This window comes from Mycobacterium sp. MFM001 (genome assembly GCF_003402475.1).
Taxonomy (GTDB): domain Bacteria; phylum Actinomycetota; class Actinomycetes; order Mycobacteriales; family Mycobacteriaceae; genus Mycobacterium.
In genome coordinates this window covers 1-20,519 of record NZ_BFAB01000026.1, presented here as the reverse complement: position 1 = coordinate 20,519, position 20,519 = coordinate 1, and the positions used below count along the sequence as shown (strand labels likewise).

At 63.5% G+C, this 20,519-nt stretch carries 18 protein-coding genes and 3 pseudogenes; 15 read left to right on the top strand and 6 right to left on the bottom strand.

The annotated features are described in order from the left end of the window. Positions 1 to 38: 38 nt before the first annotated feature. The 3 genes from MFM001_RS23625 to MFM001_RS23615 are packed head-to-tail and all read right to left on the bottom strand — an operon-like array spanning position 39 to position 3,449. Complete coding sequence (locus MFM001_RS23625) at positions 39 to 1,565, bottom strand: NAD(P)/FAD-dependent oxidoreductase (RefSeq protein ID WP_116377664.1); 1,527 nt, start codon at positions 1,563 to 1,565, stop codon at positions 39 to 41. After that, positions 1,562 to 2,488 carry a hypothetical protein gene (locus tag MFM001_RS23620; RefSeq protein WP_057003495.1) on the bottom strand — a complete coding sequence of 309 codons (927 nt, stop codon included), beginning with the start codon at positions 2,486 to 2,488 and terminating at the stop codon, positions 1,562 to 1,564. The genes MFM001_RS23625 and MFM001_RS23620 overlap by 4 nt, the downstream gene beginning before the upstream one ends. Position 2,489: 1 nt before the next feature. Then, positions 2,490 to 3,449: an SDR family oxidoreductase gene (locus MFM001_RS23615; RefSeq protein ID WP_082632600.1), complete on the bottom strand. Its 960-nt coding sequence runs from the start codon at positions 3,447 to 3,449 to the stop codon at positions 2,490 to 2,492. 505 nt (positions 3,450 to 3,954) lie between these two features. Here MFM001_RS23615 and MFM001_RS23610 point away from each other — a divergent pair. Together MFM001_RS23610 and MFM001_RS23605 are read left to right on the top strand one after the other, a co-directional pair. Continuing rightward, positions 3,955 to 4,416 (top strand): transposase, encoded by a 462-nt coding sequence (locus MFM001_RS23610; RefSeq protein ID WP_160118037.1) that lies wholly within the window; start codon positions 3,955 to 3,957, stop codon positions 4,414 to 4,416. Beyond that, positions 4,413 to 5,105: an IS110 family transposase gene (locus MFM001_RS23605; protein WP_057003493.1), complete on the top strand. Its 693-nt coding sequence runs from the start codon at positions 4,413 to 4,415 to the stop codon at positions 5,103 to 5,105. The genes MFM001_RS23610 and MFM001_RS23605 overlap by 4 nt, the downstream gene beginning before the upstream one ends. 174 nt (positions 5,106 to 5,279) lie before the next feature. Here MFM001_RS23605 and MFM001_RS25055 read toward each other — a convergent pair whose 3' ends face one another. Then, positions 5,280 to 5,828 (bottom strand): hypothetical protein, encoded by a 549-nt coding sequence (locus tag MFM001_RS25055; RefSeq protein WP_237761639.1) that lies wholly within the window; start codon positions 5,826 to 5,828, stop codon positions 5,280 to 5,282. A gap of 89 nt (positions 5,829 to 5,917) precedes the next feature. Here MFM001_RS25055 and MFM001_RS25050 point away from each other — a divergent pair, with 89 nt between their 5' ends. Further along, positions 5,918 to 6,133 (top strand): hypothetical protein, encoded by a 216-nt coding sequence (locus tag MFM001_RS25050; RefSeq protein ID WP_238159376.1) that lies wholly within the window; start codon positions 5,918 to 5,920, stop codon positions 6,131 to 6,133. Here MFM001_RS25050 and MFM001_RS25045 read toward each other — a convergent pair. After that, a pseudogene (locus tag MFM001_RS25045) lies at positions 6,133 to 6,416 on the bottom strand (transposase); the annotation flags it as partial. The gene MFM001_RS25050 and the pseudogene MFM001_RS25045 sit on opposite strands and share 1 nt — an antisense overlap. Positions 6,417 to 6,758: 342 nt before the next feature. Here MFM001_RS25045 and MFM001_RS23595 point away from each other — a divergent pair. The 12 genes and pseudogenes from MFM001_RS23595 to MFM001_RS23540 form a co-directional block, all read left to right on the top strand. After that, positions 6,759 to 6,963, top strand: a pseudogene (locus MFM001_RS23595) (short-chain dehydrogenase); the annotation flags it as partial. Between the two features lie 159 nt (positions 6,964 to 7,122). Further along, complete coding sequence (locus tag MFM001_RS23590) at positions 7,123 to 8,046, top strand: hypothetical protein (RefSeq protein ID WP_057003563.1); 924 nt, start codon at positions 7,123 to 7,125, stop codon at positions 8,044 to 8,046. Next, positions 8,043 to 8,384: pseudogene (locus MFM001_RS23585) on the top strand (NAD(P)-binding protein); the annotation flags it as partial. The gene MFM001_RS23590 and the pseudogene MFM001_RS23585, both read left to right, overlap by 4 nt. Before the next feature lie 260 nt (positions 8,385 to 8,644). After that, positions 8,645 to 9,445, top strand: coding sequence for an ABC transporter permease (locus MFM001_RS23580; protein ID WP_057003561.1), 801 nt, complete (start codon positions 8,645 to 8,647; stop codon positions 9,443 to 9,445). A 3-nt stretch (positions 9,446 to 9,448) separates the two neighbouring features. Then, positions 9,449 to 10,318 carry an ABC transporter permease gene (locus tag MFM001_RS23575; RefSeq protein ID WP_057003560.1) on the top strand — a complete coding sequence of 290 codons (870 nt, stop codon included), beginning with the start codon at positions 9,449 to 9,451 and terminating at the stop codon, positions 10,316 to 10,318. Between the two features lie 5 nt (positions 10,319 to 10,323). Further along, positions 10,324 to 11,544, top strand: coding sequence for an MCE family protein (locus MFM001_RS23570; protein WP_057003559.1), 1,221 nt, complete (start codon positions 10,324 to 10,326; stop codon positions 11,542 to 11,544). After that, on the top strand, positions 11,541 to 12,581 hold the full coding sequence (locus MFM001_RS23565) for a virulence factor Mce family protein (RefSeq protein WP_057003558.1): 1,041 nt from the start codon (positions 11,541 to 11,543) through the stop codon (positions 12,579 to 12,581). The genes MFM001_RS23570 and MFM001_RS23565 overlap by 4 nt, the downstream gene beginning before the upstream one ends. Next, positions 12,578 to 14,143, top strand: coding sequence for an MCE family protein (locus MFM001_RS23560; protein WP_116377661.1), 1,566 nt, complete (start codon positions 12,578 to 12,580; stop codon positions 14,141 to 14,143). The genes MFM001_RS23565 and MFM001_RS23560 overlap by 4 nt, the downstream gene beginning before the upstream one ends. Further along, entirely contained in the window at positions 14,140 to 15,678 is a 1,539-nt protein-coding gene (locus MFM001_RS23555; RefSeq protein ID WP_057003556.1) for a virulence factor Mce family protein, read from the top strand. The genes MFM001_RS23560 and MFM001_RS23555 overlap by 4 nt, the downstream gene beginning before the upstream one ends. A gap of 2 nt (positions 15,679 to 15,680) precedes the next feature. Next, on the top strand, positions 15,681 to 16,808 hold the full coding sequence (locus MFM001_RS23550; protein ID WP_057003555.1) for a virulence factor Mce family protein: 1,128 nt from the start codon (positions 15,681 to 15,683) through the stop codon (positions 16,806 to 16,808). Positions 16,809 to 16,811: 3 nt separating this feature from the next. After that, positions 16,812 to 18,359: an MCE family protein gene (locus MFM001_RS23545; protein ID WP_057003554.1), complete on the top strand. Its 1,548-nt coding sequence runs from the start codon at positions 16,812 to 16,814 to the stop codon at positions 18,357 to 18,359. 322 nt (positions 18,360 to 18,681) lie between these two features. Beyond that, the gene (locus tag MFM001_RS23540; RefSeq protein WP_057003553.1) at positions 18,682 to 19,545 is read left to right on the top strand and encodes an SDR family oxidoreductase; all 864 of its coding nucleotides are present in this window, start codon (positions 18,682 to 18,684) and stop codon (positions 19,543 to 19,545) included. Positions 19,546 to 19,593: 48 nt separating this feature from the next. On the opposite strand, the gene MFM001_RS23535 is transcribed toward MFM001_RS23540, so the two are convergent. Then, positions 19,594 to 19,938 (bottom strand): DUF6788 family protein, encoded by a 345-nt coding sequence (locus MFM001_RS23535; RefSeq protein ID WP_057003552.1) that lies wholly within the window; start codon positions 19,936 to 19,938, stop codon positions 19,594 to 19,596. Between the last annotated feature and the right edge of the window lie 581 nt (positions 19,939 to 20,519).

The window sequence follows — 20,519 nt, the reverse complement described above, 5'->3', positions numbered from 1 at the left end:
CCCATCAGTCCTTTTCGGGAACGCGACCGGGGTCGCCATCATGTGGCGTCGGGGTCCGACGGCCCCGTCGGACTGTTCATGCGGGTGCTCATCGGTGACGGCGCCGCCGATCTCCTCCGCCGGGTACCGTTGCCCCCGGGCGATTCGGTACCGGCTGCCGCCGAGACGCTGCAGTTCAGGGCGTAGTCGCTCAACTGCAGTTCCGCAGCCAACTTCGCGTACTCCACGGCCGTTGCCGGGTAGAGCATCGAGCCGAATCCTGGCCGGTGCGGCATCCGGTATCGGCCCGTGGAACTGCGGACATCCACCGGCGGGTGGACACGCAGCGCGGTGCCGTCGCGCTGCTGCGCTTCGCGGGTCACATCCAGCACACGAATATTCTCCCGCTCGATCGTGGTGATGGCCCGCAGCGCGTAGTCGATGCGCGCGCCCTGGTACAGCAACGCCGAACTGTCGCTCACGCCGGGGTGGGGCTCGGGGATGAAAAACAGGTTGGGAAACCCGGCGATGCAGATGCCCTTGTAGCCGTGAACACCGCCGGCCCACTCCTCGGCCAATCCCGTGCCCTGGCGTCCGACGACCGGGAACGGCAACATCGGGACGGCGGGGTCGCGCCCGGTAGCCAGGATGATGCAGTCGAACTGGTGCTCGACGGCATCGGCGGTTCTGATGCCGGTCTCGCTGATCGTTGCGATCGGCCAGGTCACCAATTTGCAATTGGGCCGTTGCAGCGTCGGGTAGTATTCGTTGGACACCAACAGCGGTCGGTCACCCGGGCGGTAGTCCGGGGTCAGCAGCCGACGCATCCAGTCGTCGGAGACTCGGTGGCGCAGGTGCGCCCTGGCCAGCTGCTCGATCAGGCTCGTCACGACGTGACGCCGCTCCGGCGGCAGGGCCCATGGTTCGTGCGCCCAAAGCAGCGCCCGCTCGGCGGCGGACCGACTCAGCGGGACCGAGGCCAGCAGCCGGTTGCCGAGCATGGTGTCCGGGCGGGGCAGGATCCATCGCGGGGTGCGCTGGAACACCTTGAGCCGACGAGCCTGCTTCGCCAGCTCGGGCGTGACCTGCACCGCGGTTGCGCCGGTGCCGATCACGGCGATCCGCTTGTCGGCCAAGTCGCGGCCTGGTTCCCATCGCGCGGTGTGCAGGACCTCGCCGGCGAACCGGTCCAGCCCGCGGATGTCGGGAACGCGTGGGGCCAGCCAGGAACCGGTGGCCAGCACGACCGAACGCCCGGCGAACCGCTCACCGGCGGCGGTGCGCGCAATCCAGTGCCCGCGATCCTCCGCGAAGGCCAACCCGGTGACATCCTGGCCGAAATGCACGCGGCGCTGCATTTGGTGACACTGCGGTCTCGGAAGCAGAGACGGCAGATCGCTTGGTCGCCCCGGCAAGTTGGATCGGTGTGGGGAACAGCTGTCTTGCGGGCTCTGCTCAAGAACCATGACATCGTCGACACCGGCACCGACAAGGCGGGCCGCCATACTCGATCCACTTGACCCCGCCCCGATGATGAGCACCGAGACCGGCTTGCTCTGGGTGCCGCGCCCCACCGTCGGGCTCATGCCTGCGGCTGGTGGGTCAACGTGTGCACCCACGACGGCTTCTCACCCAACAGCCAGCGCGGATAGTGGTCAGACATCCGGACCAGGGGGTCGCCAACAAAGCGGTGGAACGGATGGTGGCGATCGATGATCATGTTCCCATAGGCTTTCACGACCCGATACACGGGATTACGCGGGGTTGTCGGGCTCTTGTCACCGACCTCGCCGAACCGTCTGATGGCGCGGTAGAGCTTCTCTTCGGGCAGACCCATTTCAATCATGCTGTTTCGCACACGAGACAGCAGCGGGGCGACCTCCACCAACCCGATCAAAACCGATGGGCTGATGAAGGTGCCCACCGTGTTGATCAGCAGGCGGCGCAGCCTCGGTGCGCCCAGCAGCTCAAGCAGATGGAAATCGACCGCAAGGTGGCGCGATTCATCGGCGTTGATCTTATCGAAGGTCTCGTGACAAACCGGGTCGGCCACCTCATCGAGCAGGAACTTCACCAACGCCCCATCCAGCGCCACCTCCGCCATCGGGATGAAGGTGCCGACCATCGACAACGACATTTTGTCGACATTGCGATCCAGCCATCTCATGACGATCCGGATATTGATATTCGGTTCCGGAATCTCATCGCCTTCCTCGAGCATGTCCCAGCGGTGCATCAAGGCCAGCTCGGCGTTGGCGTGGCGCTGCTCCTCGGCCTGAAAGAATCGGTAGATCTCTTTTAGCGCCGGCTCGGAAACCTTTTGCTCCAGCGCCTTAAATCCGCATGCGCCCAATTGCTCCACCCAAACGATGTCGGTCATGAACTGCTTGAGCGCCGGACGCTGCTCATCGGTGATCAACTCCGCCCCGGGAGCGTCCCAGTCGATGTCAGCCAGCGCCCACTGCCGAGCCTTGATCTTGTCGAGCATCTCCGCGGTGTTGATAGGCATGTCAAGCCTCCCTAGTCGTCTCGCCGCCATCCCCGTGCACCCGGGCCAGCGCCCCAGGATTTCTCTGTGTCGCCGCAACCGGTAGGGACACCGGCGAGCTCAACGGCGGCACACCGGCGGGCATCAACCGACCCAGCCGGCCAATCGCGCGGGTGAACATGGCCGGCGCCAGCCGCTTGGCCAGCCACAACAGTCGGGCGTCAGGTTGGGGCAACACGTGCAGCCGCCCCCGCTCGTGGCCGTTCAGACACACCCGGGCCACCTGTTCAGCATCCCACCCGAACCGGGCCATGGCCCGTTCGGCCAGCGGCAGCAACGCCGCGTCGATCGCCTCCGGGTGGATGATGTTCGTCTTGACGAACGTCGGGCACACCACGCTGACGGTCACATTCGTGCCGGACAGCTCGGCGGCCAGCGTCTCCGACAGCGCCAGCACCCCAGCCTTGCTCACGTTGTAGGGGGCCATCCTAGGGCCAGCTCCAAAGCTCGCCGCCGAGGCGATGTTGATGATCCCGCCCCGACCGGCCTCTCGCATCCTGGGAACGAACACCTCACAGCCGTAGATCACACCCCACAGATTCACCGCGATCGTGCGCTGCCAGTCGGTCATCCGGGTCTGCCCGACCACCTGTCCCCCCACGCCCACGCCGGCGTTGTTGACCAGCAGGCCCGTCGCTCCGCCAAACCACTGTTCAGCGCAGCGCGCCAGCGCCTCGACATCTTCGCGGTCTGACACGTCACAGCGCACCGGATGCCCGCGCCCACCAAACGCCTCCACCAGCTCGGCAGTCTGTTTGGCCGCGGCCTCATCGATATCCGCGACCACCACCCGTCCGCCCCGGCGGGCCAGCTCAAGGCAAAAGCCCCGGCCGATCCCGCTGCCGCCACCGGTGACCACCGCGTCCGCCCCGTGGGTCCGACCCGGATCCCGACTACTTCTCAGTGGCGACACCACCGACATCACCAAACCTCGCTTTCTCGGAGCCCGGCATCCAGGCGAACGCCTGGCACCACGACCACGTCGCTCGCTCTCACATCTCCACCAGCCAAACCATGAAGTGCCAATCGATGCGTATCTGGTGGCGACCGCCCTATCTGACCGCGTCTGCCGTCAGATTAGGGTGCGCGCTAGAACCTTGTCAATCAGCCGGGATGCCCCTACTTCGCGTCAGCATCCCCGCGCGCTGGGCGCGCGTTCGTGGCGGGAGGGAAGATGCTTTGCCGTGAGGGTCGCCTCGGCGGGGCGTGGGCGGGGCGGACGCTTTGTGTTGTGGACGGGACAGCGGCCACGGCGCCACGGCCGTTATTGCCTTGGAGCCGAAGAGCCCGAATATGAGCCTGGTCGGGCGGACGTCGTAGGGATTTGTGGAATGTTGCCTGGAGCACGTGCGTCAGACTCCACTGTTTTGCCCAGTTCGCCTGCCGTGGTCGCTGTCCCTTCCCCCATAGTGATGGAAGGAACGATCATGGAAGTGATGCACGAGCGTTGCGCGGGAATGGACATCTCCAAACGCGACGCGAAGGTCTGCGTCCGTGTCCCCGGTGCGCGCCCGGGAACCTACGGCAAGCAGATTACGGTGCATGGTGCGATGCACCGTAACATCGCTGAGCTGCGTGATCACCTGCTGGCCCAGCAGGTGAGCCTGGTGGTTGTGGAAGCTACCGGGGACTACTGGAAGCCGTTCTATTACGGCCTCGAGGATGCCCTGAACGTGATGCTCGTCAACGCCAGGCACGCAAAGAACCTGCCCGGCCGCAAGACCGATATCTTCTCCGATGCCCAATGGCTTGCTGAGCTCGGCGCGCACGGTCTGGTGCGGGGGTCGTTCGTCCCGCCCTGGCCGATTCGCCAGCTCCGAGACCTCACCCGGCAGCGAACCCTGTTGACTGGGCAGCGATCCCGGAGATCCAGCAGCTGGAGAAGTTGATCGAGTCGACCGGAATCAAGTACACCTCGATCACCACCCGGTCCCTGGGCGTATCCGGCCGCTTGTTCCTCGAAGCGCTTATCGCCGGCGAGCGAAACCCGGCGTCCCTTGCCGACCTCGCCAAAGGACGGTTGCGTGTCAAAACCGAGCAGCACCGCGCCGCCTTCGGAGGCAGCTCCACCACCCACCACGGCAACCTCACCCGGCTGCACCTCGACCGCATCGACCTGCTCAATGCGCACATCCAGACGCTCACCGGGCTGATCGGCGTACTCATCAACGAGCACAGCCTGGGCTGGGCCCGGGATCTGCTCGCAACGATCCCCGGTATAAGTGAAACCGGCGCGGAGAACATCCTCGCTGAGACAGGGCTCGACATGGCCTGCTTCGACACGCCCGCCCACCTCGCCCCTTGGGCCGGTGTCTGCCCAGCCCAGCATGAGTCCGCCGGGAAGTCCCGTCAGGTACGCGCCCGCCCTGGTAACGCCCACCTCAAAGGCGCGCTCGGGATCGCCGCGATGGCTGCCGCGCGGACGAACGGGTCGTTCTTCCAACACCGCTACAAGCGACTCGCCGCCCGCCGCGGGCCACCCCGCGCACTCGTAGCCATCGAGCATTCCCTCCTGATCGCGATCTGGCACATCCTCGCCCACGCCGAACCCTACCGAACTGGACAATCCGCCGCCTAACCCAAATCCAAGAAACCCCAGCACCAGTCACGGTCGCCGGACGGTCACCCGGCCCCACTCACTACCGCATTGTCGCGTTAGGCACTACGGATGGCTACCGAGGTGCCTCACCAAAAAGTGAGCGCGAAGCGTGGGCTGGTGCCTCACGCATGGTGAGCGCGTGGGGGGCTTGCACTACTTCGCCTTTGCCAATCGGTTGATTGACGGTTGCAATGCTTGCAGGTCGATGTGGCGGGCGGCGGCGAGGGCCTCGGTCTTGGCTTTGGCCATGTCCAGCAGCCGCATCTGGATGGTGTTGATTTGGCGGGTCAGGTCGGCCGGGTTGATGCCCTCGACCCGGGCGGTTATGTTCGAAATCTGTTGTGCATCAATGATTCCCGATGCCTGCAGGCGCTGCCAGGGGGTGGCCGGCTTGTCGTAGACGCGCTCGCGGCGGCCGTCGGCGGTCATGGTGTGGCCGATGGCCTCTTTGGTCGGGGTGAAGAAATTCAGCCGCAGCGACACCAGCTCCCAGAGCCGGTTGAGCAGCTGCAGCTCCTCGCCGGTGTCGTAGCGCCAGTAGAAGGCGTGCTTGCGCACCACATGGTTGTTTTTGGACTCCACATGGGCTTGGTCGTTTTTCTGGTAGGGCCGCGAGCGGGTCTGTTCGATGTCGCGTGCCTGCAGCCAGCCGGCGACCTCATGATTGATGAACTCACCCCCGCAGTCTGAATCGAAAATCACCAGATCGAACGGGAACCGCGCCTGCAGTTCCTCGATGCCGGCGAGACTGCGGCCCGAGTCTGATCGGCGAGTTCGCCCGCACGCTGACGATGACTGACCTGGTGACCGGCTGGACCGAAAACCACTCGGTCCGCAACAACGCCTCCAAGTGGATCTGCGCCACGGTGTCGGCCTCAATCACCCCGGGCCGCTCAGGCTTCTCGTCGGAGCAGGTGCGGGTGGTGATCGAATTACGCAGCAGCGGTGAGGGTTTCGTTGTTGAGATGCCCTTGATGCGCATCGTGTCCCGGGCGGGTTTGAGGTAGCGGTCCACGGTGGCCGTGCTCATCGCCGTCAGCTCGGCCATGGCCGCTTCGGTGGCGAACGGCTTGTCAAGATCACCGGCTTCGGCCAGCCCGGCAGCCACAGCTCGAGCATGACCACCAGGTACTTTCCGCACGGCATGCCCATCAACACCCACACATGCTCCAAAAGCGCCCTGGCATCATCGCTGAAGCCCCGCGGCCGCAACCTGCGCCGGTCGACCTGGCTGGCCGGGTCGGCCAGCTTCGGGCCGGTCAGCATCCGCCGGGCCGTCGAGCGGCCCATCCCGGTGGTGGCCACCACCCGATCCAAGATCTTGGTCTTGTCCGCCTTGCACGCTTTGCGGTACTGAGCTTGCAGCTTGTTGGTTACCTGCCGTCTGGCGGCCATGTCGATCTTGCCCTCCACATCGGGCAAGCCTTCCGCGCTACGCGCTCAAAATAGCTGAGGCACCACCACCGGCCACGCGCTCAAAGTAGGTGAGGCACGCCGCATCCTTGACAAGCCACCGTCCGCGACGCCAAACTGGTGGCATGTGCGCCCATATGGTGGCTTATGCCACCAACAGTGCATCTGCGCTTGCATACTGCCAGCGAGCCGGATAGTTCACGGACGGGGAACCGGTAAGTGCTCTGGCCGCTTAGCCGATCGTCTCGGGCAGTAAAGTGTGCTGACGCGGTGGTGACTGGAGCAGGCAGTGGCATAGGCCGCTCATTCGCCATTGAACTAGCATTCGCCCGTCGCGGAGGACGCGTGGTCTGTGCCGACATCGATCCAGTCCGGGCCGAAGGAAACTGCTGCACTTGTCGGCGAACCGGGTGGAGCTGCCCTTGACCCTGGACGTGCACGACCGCGGTCGCTTCTACGTGCTGCCGCAGGCCGACGGCGAAGTCGTATGGCAAGCCAAGAGAGCAACGCCCCCGACTTATACCCGTGCGCCGGGGCTCGTCGAGCGAGTCGCTCGTTAGTCGCTAGGAAGGAGGAACAGGAAATGGCGTTCGAATACGGTGAGATGCTGGAAACGATCAAGGACCGGCAATGGGCGCTCGCCGACATTGACTGGGACGCACCGGGTGCGGATTTGATCACCGATGACCAACGTCCCGCATTGAAGCAATTCATGTCCGATGTGGTCTGGATCGAGCATGTCGGTGCCCGTGCCTTCGCGGCGATGGCGCCCAAGGCGCCGTTTGAGGCATTGAAAGAAATCTACAGGTACTTCCACGCCGAGGAGCAGCGGCATGCCAACGCTGAACTGGCGTTGATGCACCGCTGGGGAATGCTCGAAGATGGAGAAACCCCGGTGCCGAACAAGAACATTCGGCTGGCGATTGAGTGGGTCGACCGCTATGCGGACGTGCTTCCGTTGACCGTGATCGGCTCGGCTATTCCGGCCTTGGAATGCGCACTTGACGGCGCGTTGTTGAAGTTCCTTCTCGATGAGGTGGCTGACCCCCTGTGCGCCGAGGTGTTCAACAATGTCAACAGTGACGAGTCGCGTCATCTTGCGGTGGGTTTTCAGGTGCTCAACGACCTCGGAGCCAGTCCCATGCGGATACACGCCATCGAGACCGCGGCATCGCTTGTTGACCCGAGGATTCTTCTCGGTGCGCTACTGTATCTTCCGCTGCTGACCAGGATGCTCACCAATCTCAATGCCTGGGGCCTATCCGAGGAGAAGCTGTACAACGCGGTCATCCGCTACTCCAATGTCGGCGATCGCAGCGAAAACACTCGCCGTATCCCGGGCTATCACATCCTTAAAGCACATCTGTCCTCGACGATCAAGCACTCCCAACCGCTTCAGTTCGTCTCGGAGCGACTCGGGGTCGTTGTCGATCATTTCCCGACGCAGGTGCTGGGCAAGACGCCATCGTGGACCGAGGAGCTCACCTACGAACCGGTGGCCAAGTGAGCGACACGACCGTTCTGATCATCGGTACCGGTTGCTGGCATCGGTACCGCGATACGTCTGTTACAGCAGGGCATCGACGACTTCGTGATCCTCGAGGTGCCGACGATGTTGGAGGGACCTGGCGCGACAATACCTACCCTGGTGCCGCCTGCGACGTCCCATCTCTGCTGTATTCGTATTCCTTCGAACAGAATGCGAATTGGTCGCGCGCGTACTCGGGCGGCGGCGAGATACTCGGCTACATCAAGGGCACAGCCGAGAAGCACGCGCTGTCGCGGTTCATCCGGTTCGGGGTCAATGTCACCAGCCTTGACTTCGACCAAGAAACAGGGACCTGGAAGCCACCAGACAAACCCGAGACCGGCCCCCAGGTCACTCGTGCCTCACTGCAAGCCGACCTGCTCGCCGCCCAGCAACGCTGCACCCGCATGGCCGCACGCACCCAACAACTCGAGAACCGCCTGTCCGAGGTCCTCGCCGAACAAGCCTGGCGCGCACGCGGACTCGGCGCACCCACCGACATCGACACGCGAACTGCGGAAACCCAACGGCCTGACTCACGAAAACTGCCCGCACACGGTCCCATTGGAGGGCAACGATGACCAATGCTGACAGCGTACCGTTGACCGTCCATCTTCGCGACCAACTGCGGAAGCCGCTGGGGCAGGTAGGCGACTTCACTCGGATGTGTGTGCTGACCGGCAAGGCGCTGGCGCGGCCGTTCCAATGGCGCGAGTTTATCGTGCAAGGCTGGTTTCTGTTTGAGGTGTCGTTTTTGCCCACCATCATGGTTGCGATCCCGCTGACCGTGCTCATCATCTTTACGCTGAACGTCCTGTTGGCCGAGTTCGGCGCCGCCGATGTCTCCGGCGCTGGTGCTGCGCTGGGCGCGGTCACTCAGCTGGGCCCGCTGGTGACGGTGCTCGTGGTCGCTGGGGCCGGTTCCACCGCCATTTGTGCGGATTTGGGCGCGCGGACCATTCGCGAGGAGATCGACGCGCTCGAGGTGTTGGGCATCGACCCGATCTACCGGTTGGTGGTTCCCCGGGTCGCCGCGTCGACCTTTGTAGCCCTGCTGCTCAACGGCGCGGTGATCGTTATCGGACTGGTCGGCGGGTTTTTTTTCGGTGTGTATATCCAAAACGTCTCCGCGGGCGCATACGTTTCGACACTGACCCTGATCACTGGGTTGCCCGAGGTGCTGATCTCAATTGCGAAGGCCACCGTATTCGGGTTGATCGCCGGGTTGGTGGGCTGCTACCGCGGGCTGACGGCCGGCGGCGGAGCCAAGGGGGTGGGCACAGCCGTCAATGAGACGCTGGTGCTGGCGGTGGTCGCGTTATTCGCGGTCAACGTGGTGCTGACCACCATCGGTGTGCGGTTTGGAACGGGGCGCTGAGGGTTGAACACCGCAATCATTCCGCGTTCGCGTTTCCCGCGCGCTTGGAATCAAGGCACCAGGTGGATTGGCGCGCCGGGTCGGGCGCTGGACAGATCCGGTGATGTCGCGGTGTTCGTCATCACCGTGCTCCGCCATCTCGGGTCTGCTTTGCGGGATTACCGCGGGGAAATCCTGCGTCTGATCGCCGAAATCGGCATGGGCACGGGCGCCATGGCCACGGTTGGTGGCACGGTGGCGATCATCGGCTTTGTGACACTGTCGGCCGGTTCGCTGATCGCGATTCAGGGTTTCGCCTCGCTGGGCAATATCGGTGTGGAGGCATTCACCGGGTTCTTCGCCGCGCTGGCCAATGTGCGCGTGGTAGCGCCAATTGTGACCGGCACCGCGTTGGCCTCCACTGTCGGAGCCGGTGCCACGGCGGAACTGGGCGCCATGCGGATCAGCGAGGAGATCGACGCACTGGAGGTGATGGGTGTCAAGTCGATTGGTTATCTAGTGTCCACCCGAAGCATTGCCGCGTTCATCGTCATCATCCCGCTCTATGCGGTATCGATTCTGCTGTCGTTCGTTGCCGCGCAGGTGGTCACCACCTTGTTCTACGCCCAGTCCATCGGCACCTATGAGCATTACTTCAATACGTTCTTGAGGGTCAATGACTTCTGGTACTCGCTTGCTGAGACGGTCGTCATTTCGGTCGTCGTGATGTTGAACCACTGCTACTTCGGTTATTACGCCAGCGGCGGTCCTGTTGGCGTCGGCGTAGCGGTCGGCCGATCGATGCGGGCGTCGCTGATCGCGATTGTGTTGGTGGTGCTGGCTGCTTCGTTGGCGCTGTACGGCGTCAACCCGAACTTCAACCTCACGGTGTAATCGCCGTGGCAACTTCAGGCAAGCGGCTACGGCGGCTTATCCCGGTCCGAAAGTCAGCGGGTCTGGCCTTGTGGCTCGTCATCGCGGTCGTCGTGGTCGTCGTGTGGGTCCAGTTTAAGGGTGGCTTTACCCCCAAGACGCCGTTGACACTATTGACGAGCCGGTCGGGCTTGGTGTTGGATCCCGGGTCGAAAGTCACTTATCACGGGGTAGCGATCGGCCGGGTCACCAGCATCACCGAGGTGGAGCACGACGGTAGGCCGGCAGCCAAGCTTCGGCTTGATATCACACCGAAGTACATCGGGCTGATTCCGGCCAACGTGGATGCCGCGATCACGGCCACCACGGTGTTCGGCAACAAGTACGTGTCGTTGACCTCGCCGAAACACCCCAGTCCGCAAACGATTACACCGGCCGACGTACTTGAGGCGAGGTCGGTGTCAACGGAGTTCAACACGTTGTTCGAGACGGTCATGCAGATCTCAGAGAAGCTGGATCCGGTCAAGGTAAATCTGACACTGTCGGCGGTGGCCGACGCACTCAATGGTCTTGGCGACAAGTTCGGTGCCTCGATCGTCAACGGCAACGCCGTCCTCGACGACATCAACCCGCAGATGCCCCAGATCCGCCATGACATTCAGCGGTTGGCGGATCTCGCCGATATTTACGCTGACGCGTCGCCGGATTTGTGGAACGCGCTCGACAACGCAGTGAACACGGCGCACACCTTCAACCAGCAGCAAAAAGAGTTGGACGCCGCGCTCTTGGCCGCGGTCGGAGTCGGGAACACCGGTGCAGACGTCGTTGGCCGGGGCAAATCGGACCTGGTGCAAGCGGTCGCCGATTTGGTGCCGACCTCCCAGCTGCTGGACACCTACAGTCCCGAATTCTATTGCCTCTTCCACCATGGTGCCGCCGTGCTACCGAAGGTGACGTCCCTGCAGGGCGGTGCCAACGGCTACGCGGTGAACGTAACCGGCACGATCTTGGGTGGGGAAAACCCGTACGTCTACCCCGACAACCTGCCGCGGGTGAACGCTCACGGCGGACCCGGCGGGAAACCGGGATGTTGGGCGACGATCACCCGGGACCTGTGGCCGGCTCCGTATTTGGTGACGGACAGCGGTGCCAGCATCGCGCCGTACAACCACTTCGGGCTCGGCCAACCGCAAGCCGTCGAACACGTCTGGGGCCGTCAGTGGGGGGAGGACACGATCAACCCATGAAAATCACCGCCACGGCAATTAAGCTCGGAACCATTTCGCTGGTGTTATTGGCCTTCACCGCGGCTATTGTCGTGGTGTTCGGCCAGATCCGCTTCAACCGTACCTTCAGTTACACCGCAGAATTCAGCACTGCCAGCGGCTTGCGCGCCGGGCAGTTCGTCCGCGCGTCCGGTGTGGAGATCGGGAAAGTACGCACCGTACGGATCGTCAACGGTGGTCATCGGGTGCAGGTGAACCTCGACGTAGACCGCGCGGTGCCGCTGTACCAGTCGACGAAAGCATTCATCCGCTACGCCGACTTGCTCGGTCAACGCTACCTAGAACTCAAGCGCGGCGAGGGTGAGGGGATGGATCGGGTGCTGCCGCCGGGCGGTTTAATCCCGATATCGCGCACGGAACCCGCCCTCGATCTCGACGCGCTGATCGGTGGGTTCAAGCCCGTGTTTCGGGCGCTCGACCCGGGGAAGGTCAACACCATCGCGACCACCATCGTCACCGTATTCCAGGGCCAAGGCGGCACCATCAACGACATTTTGGACCAGGTAGCGCAGCTAACCGCGCACATCGCGGAACGTGACCAGGCCATCGGCGAACTCATCAAAAACCTCAACATCGTACTGGACACCACGGTCAGGCATCGCGAGGAATTCGACCAGACGGTCGACAACGTCGAGAAGCTGATCACCGGGTTGAGCAACCAAGCCGATCCGCTGTCCGCCAGCGTCGCGCACATCGGTAACGTCGCTGGCCAGCTCGCGGATCTGCTGGCCGACAACCGGCCTCTGCTCAAGAACGCTGTCGGCTACGTGGAAGCCATTGCCCAACCGCTGATCGACAGGATCGACTACGTCGACGGGGTGTTGCGGGACGCCCCAACATCGGCGAAAACTGTCGCGGGTATCGGGGGGGTTTACGGCGACTTCTTCAATTTCTACGCGTGCGACCTCTCGCTCAAGGTTAACGGGCTGCAGCCCGGCGGGCCCGTCCGCACGGTGCGGATCTGGCAACAGCCAACGGGGAGGTGTACTCCGAAATGAGGACCCTTCAACCCGCCAATCGGTACCGGCTCGGGGCGATGGGCGTCATCGTGTCGGCGCTGGTGACCGGCGTAGGCCAAAGCTTCACCAGCATTCCGATGTTGTTCGCCCAGGCGAGTTACTACGGGGAGGTCAGCGACACCGGTGGGCTGAGCAAGGGCGACAAGGTACGCATCGTCGGGGTGAACGTCGGCACCGTGCAGGGTTTCAAGATCGACGGCGACCACGTCGTGATGAAGTTCTCCATCGGCTCCAGCACAATCGGCACCAAAAGCCTTCTCGCGATCCACACCGACACGATCCTCGGGAAGAAAGTGCTCGAGATCGATCCGCAGGGTGCCCAGCCACTGCGGCCCAACGCAACGCTGCCGCTGGGGCAAAGTACAAGCCCATACCAGATCTACGACGCATTCTTCGACGTCACCAAGGCCGCCACCGGTTGGGACATCGACACCGTCAAACGCTCACTGAAGGTGCTGTCGCAGACGGTCGATCAGACCTCTCCCCACCTGAGCGCAGCGTTGAACGGGGTGGCTAAATTTTCCGACACCATCGGCAAACGCGACGAGCAGATCCAACGACTCCTGGCCGAGGGCAGGCAGGTGGCCAGCATCCTCGGTGACCGCGCCGAGCAGGTCGACCGGCTCCTGGTTAAGACGCAGACACTGTTGGCGACGTTCAACCAGCGCAAGGGTGCCATCGATACGCTGCTGGGCAACATCGCGGCCGTCTCGACCCAGCTGAAGCGTTTGATCGACGACAACCCCAATTTGCATATAGTGCTGGAGCAATTGCGCACCATCAGCGACCTGCTACTCAAGCACAAAAAAGATCTCGTCGAGTGGATACCTGCTGTGAGCTACTACGCCACGGCACTGGCCGAGTCGGTCGCGTCGGGGCCCTACTTCAAGGTGGCCCTGATCAACCTACTGCCGTATTGGATGTTGCAGCCGTGGGTGGATGCGGCGTTCAAAAAGCGGGGGATCGACGCCGAGAACTTTTGGCGCAGCGCAGGGCTGCCCGCGTTCCGCTGGCCCGACCCGAACGGCACCCGCTTCCCGAACGGCGCTCCGCCGCCAGCGCCGCCGGTGCTGGAGGGCACTCCAGACCATCCCGGTCCGGCGGTCCCGCCAGGTTCACCGTGTTCGTACACCCCGTCGGCCGACGGACTGCCGCGGCCGTGGAACCCGCTGCCCTGCGCGGGCGTGGATGCGGCCCCGTTCGGCGGCGGCGGATTCCCGGCACCCCTCGACGTGCAGACGTCACCGCCTAACGCCAACGGACTGCCACCGACACCGGGTATTCCGATCGCCGGGCGGCCCGGCGAACCACCACCCGACGTGCCGGGCACCCCGGCGCCGCTGCCCATTAATGCACCGCCGGGCGCACGCACCGAGAACTTGGCACCAGCTGGGCCGACTCCGCCGCCGTCGACGTTCGCGCCGGGGCTCCCGCCGGGACCAGGAGCCCCGCCGGGGCCGGGCCCGCAGCTGCCGGGCCCGTTCATCACGCCGGGCGGAACAGGCGGTAGCGGCGCCGCGACAGGAGGTAGCCAGAATTGAGCACCGTTTTCGACATCCGCAAGCTCCGGCTTCCGAAGAGGTCGCGGGCCGCAGTGATCGTGGCTGCGCTGGTGGCGCTGCTAGCCCTCGTCGTCGCGTTCGTGGGCCGGGACGCCTACCGCGGGCTGACCACTAACACCGTGGTCGCGTACTTCCCCGAGGCGAACGCGCTCTATGCCGGGGACAAGATCCAGATCATGGGTGTGCGGGTGGGCGCGATCGACAGAATCGAGCCGTCCGGCGACAAGATGAAGGTGACCTTCCACTACGACAACAATTACAAGGTTCCCGCCGATGTCTCAGCGGTGATTCTCAATCCCTCGCTGGTGGCCTCGCGCGTCATCCAGCTGGAGCCGCCGTATAAGGGCGGCCCGGTGCTGGGGGATCACGCGGTGATCCCCGTCGAGCGCACCCAGGTGCCGGTGGAATGGGACGAACTGCGCAACAGTGTCACGAACGTCGTCTCCAAGCTCGGTCCTACACCTGAGCAGCCCAAGGGCCCCTTTGGGGAGGCGATCGAGTCGTTCGCCGACGGGCTGGCGGGCAAAGGCAAACAGATCAACACCACGCTGGCCGGCCTGTCGCAGGCGTTGACCGCGCTGAACGAAGGCCGCGGCGATTTCTTCGCCGTGCTGCGCAGCCTGGCGCTGTTCGTCAACGCGCTGCACAAAGACGACCACCACTTCGTCGCGCTGAACAACGACCTCGCCGGATTCACCGGCTCGCTCACCAGCTCCGGTCAAGCGCTCGCGAACGCCGTGCAGCAGGTAGACGACATGCTCCCCGCATTGCGCAAGCTTTTGACCGACAACCGTGAGGTGCTCACCCACGACATCAACACGCTCGCCGACGTGACCACCGCGCTGGTCCAGCCTGAGCCCTACAACGGGTTGGAAACGGCACTGCATGTCTTTCCCCACTTCGCCGCTAACGCGCTCGCCATCTACGAGCCGGCACACGGCGCGCTGACTGGGGAATTCGCCTTTCCCAACTTCGCCAACCCAATGCAGTTCATCTGCAGCGCGATTCAGGCCGGCAGCCGCCTTGGCTATCAAGAGTCCGCGGAACTGTGCGCGCAATACCTGGCACCGATTTTGGATGCGATCAAGTTCAATTACCCCCCGTTGGGGGTGAACCTCTTCACCACCGCTGATGTGCTGCCCAAGCATGTCGCCTACTCCGAGCCGCGGCTGCAGCCCCCACCCGGGTACAAGGACACCACCGTGCCGGGGATCTGGGCACCGGATTCACCGTTGTCACACGGCAACCACGAGCCGGGGTGGATCACTGCGCCCGGGATGCAAGGCGTGAAGGTGGGGACGCCTACCGCGAACTTGCTGACCCCGGACTCGCTGGCTGAACTGGTGGGCGGCCCGGACATCACACCTGTGCCATCGAGGTTTCAGACGCCGCCTGGACCGCCGAATGCGTACGACGAGACCAATCCGCCGCCGCCGGGGCCGCCCCCACCATTGCCAGTGGCCCCAGCGCCCTCCGCTGGCGCGGCGTCCGCAGCGACAGGATCTGGCCGGTGAACATGCGGAGAAGAACCTTGCAGGTTGTAGCGGTGGCTCTCGCCGCGACGCTACTCACCTCATGCACCAGCTGGCACGGTATCGCCAATGTGCCGCTGCCCGGCGGTCCGGGAACCCGCCCCCGTTCCTACACAGTCTATGTGCAGATGCCGGACACGCTGGCCTTGAACGCCAACAGCCGGGTACGGGTGGCCGACGTGTTTGTCGGCAGAGTGCGGGCGATCAACCTAAAGAACTGGATCGCGACGCTGACTTTGGATCTGGATAAGGGCGTCAAGCTGCCGAAGAACGCCACCGCCAAGATCGGACAGACCAGCCTGCTCGGTTCTCAGCACGTGGAACTGGCCGCGCCGGCCAACCCGTCGCCGCAACTGTTGAAGGAGGGTGACACCATCCCGCTGCAGAATGCGTCAGCCTATCCCACCACCGAGCGCGTCTTAGCCAGTGTCGCCGCGGTGCTACGCGGTGGCGGCATCCCGAACGTCGAGGTGATTGCAAACGAGGTCAACAACATCCTCACCGGCCGGGCCGATCAGATCCATGATTTCTTAGAAAAGCTCGACACCTTCACTGCGCGGCTTAACGAGCAACGTGACGATCTCACCCGCGCCATCGATTCCACCGACCGGCTGTTGACGTATGTGGCCAACCGATCCGACATCCTGGACCGAGCTCTCACCGAATTTTCGCGACTTGCGAAACATTTCGCTGATCAACGCGATCTGTTCGCCAACGCGATCAACGCCCTGGGACGGTTCAGTGACGTTCTCGACCAGACCTTGACGGCGGCGCGTCCCAACCTGGATCAAGACGTGCGGTGGCTGCAGCGGCCGCTCAAACAGCTTAGCCGTGCTTCGGTCGACCTAGTCGAGACGCTAAAGATCGCCCTGACCATTCCCTTCAGCGCCGACGCCATTCCCAAAGTGGTGCACGGTGACTCCATGAACGTCTCGATAACGTTGGATCTCACGTTGAGTTCAGTCGATAACGCGTTGCTTACCGGAACCGGCTTCTCCGGTGCGCTGCGCGCACTCGAGCAATCGTGGGGACGCAACCCAAACTCGATGCTCCCAGACGTGAGGTTCAACCCCAATCCCGTCGACGTTCCCGCAGAGAGGGACGAGGACTAGCGCATGTTGACCCGGGCCATTCGCGTTCAGGTGCTTGTGTTCACCGTCGTGACCGTGCTTGCGATGATCGCGCTGGGCTGGCATTATCTGCGATTGCCCAGCGTGGCCGGTATGGGCCAGTACACACTGGAAGTCGAGTTGCCCACGTCGGGCGGTCTGTATCCAACGGCCAACGTCACCTACCGCGGTATCACCATCGGCAAAGTTGCCAGCGTCGAGCCCACCAAACGGGGCGTTCGGGCGAGCGTGCGTATCAGCGACCAGTACAAGATCCCGATCGACGCCTCGGCCAACGTGCATTCGGTGTCCGCGATCGGCGAGCAATACCTGGACATAGTGTCGCCGGGAAACCCGGGCAAGTATTTCACCCCCGGACAGACCATCACGAAGAGCACAGTGCCCAGCCCAATCGGACCGGCGCTGGGCACCGTTTACCACACGTTGGACGTGCTGCCCAAAGACAAGATCACCGCGCTGCTCAACGAGACAGCCCAAGCGGTTGGCGGGCTGGGCCCGGCACTGCAGCGGCTGGTCGACTCGACCCAGGCAACCGTCGGTGACTTCAAGCTCAACCTCGGCGACGTCAACGACATCATCCAGAACTCCGCACCGATCATCGACAGCCAGGTCGACTCGGCCGACCCCATCGAGCGCTGGGCTCACAATCTGAACATCCTAGACGCGCAGGCCGCAGAAAAAGACCAGAATCTCAAAAGCATCCTTACCCAGGCAGCACCGACCGCCGATCAGATCAACACGGTGCTCAGCGACGTGCGCGAGACGCTGCCGCAGACACTGGCAAATGTCGCGATCGTGGCCGACCTGCTTAAGCGCTACAACAAGAACATCGAGCAATTCCTCGTGATACTGCCGCAAGTCCCCGCGTTCGGTGAAACGGTGACTGCTCCTTACCCGGATTCGTTGTCTCTTTCCTTCAACACCCCGATTAACGTCACGCCGGCGTGCTTGACCGGGTTCTTGCCACCACCCCTATGGAGATCGCCCTCCGACGAGACCCCGGGGCAGTTAACGACGCGCTACTGCAAGATCCCGAAGGAAGCCCCGAACGCGGTTCGCGGCGCCCGTAACTATCCCTGTGTCGACGTCCCCGGCAAGCGGGCGGCCACGCCGCGCGAATGCCGCAGTAACGAGCCGTATATCCCGTTAGGCACCAACCCCTGGTACGGGGATCCCGACCAAATTCGCAACTGCCCCGCACCCGCAGCGCGCTGTGATCAGCCGGTGCAGCCGGGTGAGGTGATACCGGCGCCGTCGATCAATAACGGCCTCAACCCGCTGCCGGCCAACCAGGTGCCGGGCACACCTCCTCCCCACAGCGATCCGCTGCAGCGGCCAAGCCAAGGTACGGTGCGGTGCAATGGGCAGCAGCCCAACCCGTGCATCTACATTCCCAGCGGCCTTACGGCCTTCTACAGTCCCCAAAGCGGTGAAGTTGTAGGGCCCCACGGGGTTCGATATACCGTCGAAGATTCGAATAACGCAGGCGACAACGGCTGGAAGGAGATGCTAGGCCCAATGCCGGGTAGTTAAGGTCCGAGGGCTGTTGTCAACGATTTCGCTTCGCGTGTTGCGTTGTCATTCGCCACGAGGATGGGACCACCGTATTGCCACTGGCATGGGACCACCTGATCGGCTTAGCGAGCAGGCTCGCGTGTCATGTTCCGGGATACCTAGCCGTTCTAGTTGTCCTACGGGCGGCTGTGGCGACGGTGAACATCCCCGGCGGATTTGCACCTTGTGCCATGTCATGTAGTTGCAGTGGATTCTCGTCGTTACAGAAGAGGTGGGCGGTGTCAACGATCTGCGGAACCGACCGTCGGCCAGTCTAAATACATTCGGAGGCGATCAAGTTATGAAGGACTTCACCAATAAAGTGGCTGTAATCACCGGCGCCGGCTCAGGTGTTGGCCGCAGCCTGGCGTTGAGTTTGGCTGAACAGGGGGCGCAGCTGGCGCTGTCGGACATCGATACAAGCGCGCTGGCCGATACCGCTGGTCGATGCGAGAAGGTCGGAGCTAAGGCGGTGCCGTTCGAGCTCGATGTAGCCCAACGGCCTGCAGTTTACGCCCACGCAAAGAACGTCGTCAGTGAATTCGGCAGGGTGAACCTTGTTTTCAACAATGCGGGTGTGGCACTCTCGGCCGACGTGACCGACATGGATTGGGACGACTTCGAGTGGCTGATGGGCATCAACTTTTGGGGGGTCGCCCATGGCACCAAGGCATTCCTGCCGCACCTGATCGCGTCCGGCGATGGCCACATCGTCAATGTGTCATCGGTTTTCGGGTTCGTCGGGATTCCGTCACAAAGCGCCTACAATGCCGCCAAATTCGCCGTCCGCGGCTTCACCGAGGCCCTGCGCCAAGAACTCCGGGCCGCCAGGCATCCGGTCGGTGTGACCTGCGTTCACCCGGGCGGGGTGAAGACCAACATCGCCGGTCACGCGCGAGGGCTGCCCGACGGCTCGGACCCCGAAACGCTTAGCCGCATTTTCCATAGGATCGCGTTCACCAGCCCCGAATCAGCGTCGAGGGCGATACTGCGTGGGGTCAAGAAGAATAAGCCGCGGGTGTTGGTCGGCCCTGACGCAAGGGTTTTCGATGCCATTCCCCGAATCCTCGGCCCGCGCTACGAGGACATCATGGCGTCGTTCTATCGCACCGGGCGCTACGGTGCCGGGCGTCGAGTCGCCGGACGCCTCGGCCTGCCCAGGTAGTGGGGCCAAACCCCTGCGACCTCGTTTTCCGCACTTCTCGGGCGCCTTTTAGCTTCCCCATCCTTCGGCCTGTTCGACGGCGTGGATGGTGAGAGTTTCGAGCTGGGTGGTCAGCTCGCGGAGGCGGCGGGCGTTGTCGAGCCAGTCCCGGTAACGGTCGAGCTGTTGCGGGGTTAGCATCCGGGTTACGGTCTTGCCGTTGACTTTTCGGGTCCACTGCAGATAGGGGCCGTGTAGCTGCGGGGGATCGTGCTTGCAGCGGCAGCGTCGTTGCCCGCAGCGCATCCGGCGTTCGGTGATGCTGCCGGGGAGCGCGAAATTGATCGCGGCCAGGTCGGCGGCGATGCGTTGCTGGACCCGGCGGGTCTGTGGATCGGGCTGCGGCGAGCTCATGGATTCCCTTTGATGTCGGCGTGTCGTGGCACCGGACGGTTCCACCAGTATTAATACTGATGGAGTCCGGGTTGTCAAGCTGTCAAGCTGTTCGAGACGAGGAGGTCGGTCGTGGATCAGCCGGGTAAGTTCGAGCTCGCCACCGAGCTGCTCGGGCCGCTGCCGGTGATCAACGCGTTTTGCGCCGGTTCGGCATCCTCACCGTGGGACTGCCGACGGCGCGGTGCCGATCACCTTTGGATGGCCGACGGCATCACCGTCGACGACAGCACCCACGTCCAAACCTGGGCGCGCTCCTGGGACGCGGCGACTTCCTCTACGTCGCCGACTGCAAGCTCGCCACCCGCGACAACATGGGCCACATCCACCGCAACCGGGGCCGGTTCCTGTCCGTGCTGCCCGCCTCCCGCAAACATGGGCTGCCCCGCGTTTCTCGGACTGCGGATTTGGTGTCCATTTATGCCACGAGCTGTGAATTCATATACTCGTTCGTGAGGTGTCCGATAGCCGAGTGAATTCGGCCGGCGCCGCAGCCGCCGCATAACTGCGAAACTCAAGGACACTACGCCGCAGCCGGGACT

What these genes read in the sequence shown, in the direction of transcription:
- MFM001_RS23625 (WP_116377664.1), bottom strand. Translation starts at nt 1,565, where the DNA reads ATGAGCCCGACGGTGGGGCGCGGCACCCAGAGCAAGCCGGTCTCGGTG.
- MFM001_RS23620 (WP_057003495.1), bottom strand. Translation starts at nt 2,488, where the DNA reads ATGCCTATCAACACCGCGGAGATGCTCGACAAGATCAAGGCTCGGCAG.
- MFM001_RS23615 (WP_082632600.1), bottom strand. Translation starts at nt 3,449, where the DNA reads ATGTCGGTGGTGTCGCCACTGAGAAGTAGTCGGGATCCGGGTCGGACC.
- MFM001_RS23610 (WP_160118037.1), top strand. Translation starts at nt 3,955, where the DNA reads ATGGAAGTGATGCACGAGCGTTGCGCGGGAATGGACATCTCCAAACGC.
- MFM001_RS25050 (WP_238159376.1), top strand. Translation starts at nt 5,918, where the DNA reads ATGACTGACCTGGTGACCGGCTGGACCGAAAACCACTCGGTCCGCAAC.
- MFM001_RS23590 (WP_057003563.1), top strand. Translation starts at nt 7,123, where the DNA reads ATGGCGTTCGAATACGGTGAGATGCTGGAAACGATCAAGGACCGGCAA.
- MFM001_RS23580 (WP_057003561.1), top strand. Translation starts at nt 8,645, where the DNA reads ATGACCAATGCTGACAGCGTACCGTTGACCGTCCATCTTCGCGACCAA.
- MFM001_RS23565 (WP_057003558.1), top strand. Translation starts at nt 11,541, where the DNA reads ATGAAAATCACCGCCACGGCAATTAAGCTCGGAACCATTTCGCTGGTG.
- MFM001_RS23560 (WP_116377661.1), top strand. Translation starts at nt 12,578, where the DNA reads ATGAGGACCCTTCAACCCGCCAATCGGTACCGGCTCGGGGCGATGGGC.
- MFM001_RS23550 (WP_057003555.1), top strand. Translation starts at nt 15,681, where the DNA reads ATGCGGAGAAGAACCTTGCAGGTTGTAGCGGTGGCTCTCGCCGCGACG.
- MFM001_RS23545 (WP_057003554.1), top strand. Translation starts at nt 16,812, where the DNA reads ATGTTGACCCGGGCCATTCGCGTTCAGGTGCTTGTGTTCACCGTCGTG.
- MFM001_RS23540 (WP_057003553.1), top strand. Translation starts at nt 18,682, where the DNA reads ATGAAGGACTTCACCAATAAAGTGGCTGTAATCACCGGCGCCGGCTCA.
- MFM001_RS23535 (WP_057003552.1), bottom strand. Translation starts at nt 19,938, where the DNA reads ATGAGCTCGCCGCAGCCCGATCCACAGACCCGCCGGGTCCAGCAACGC.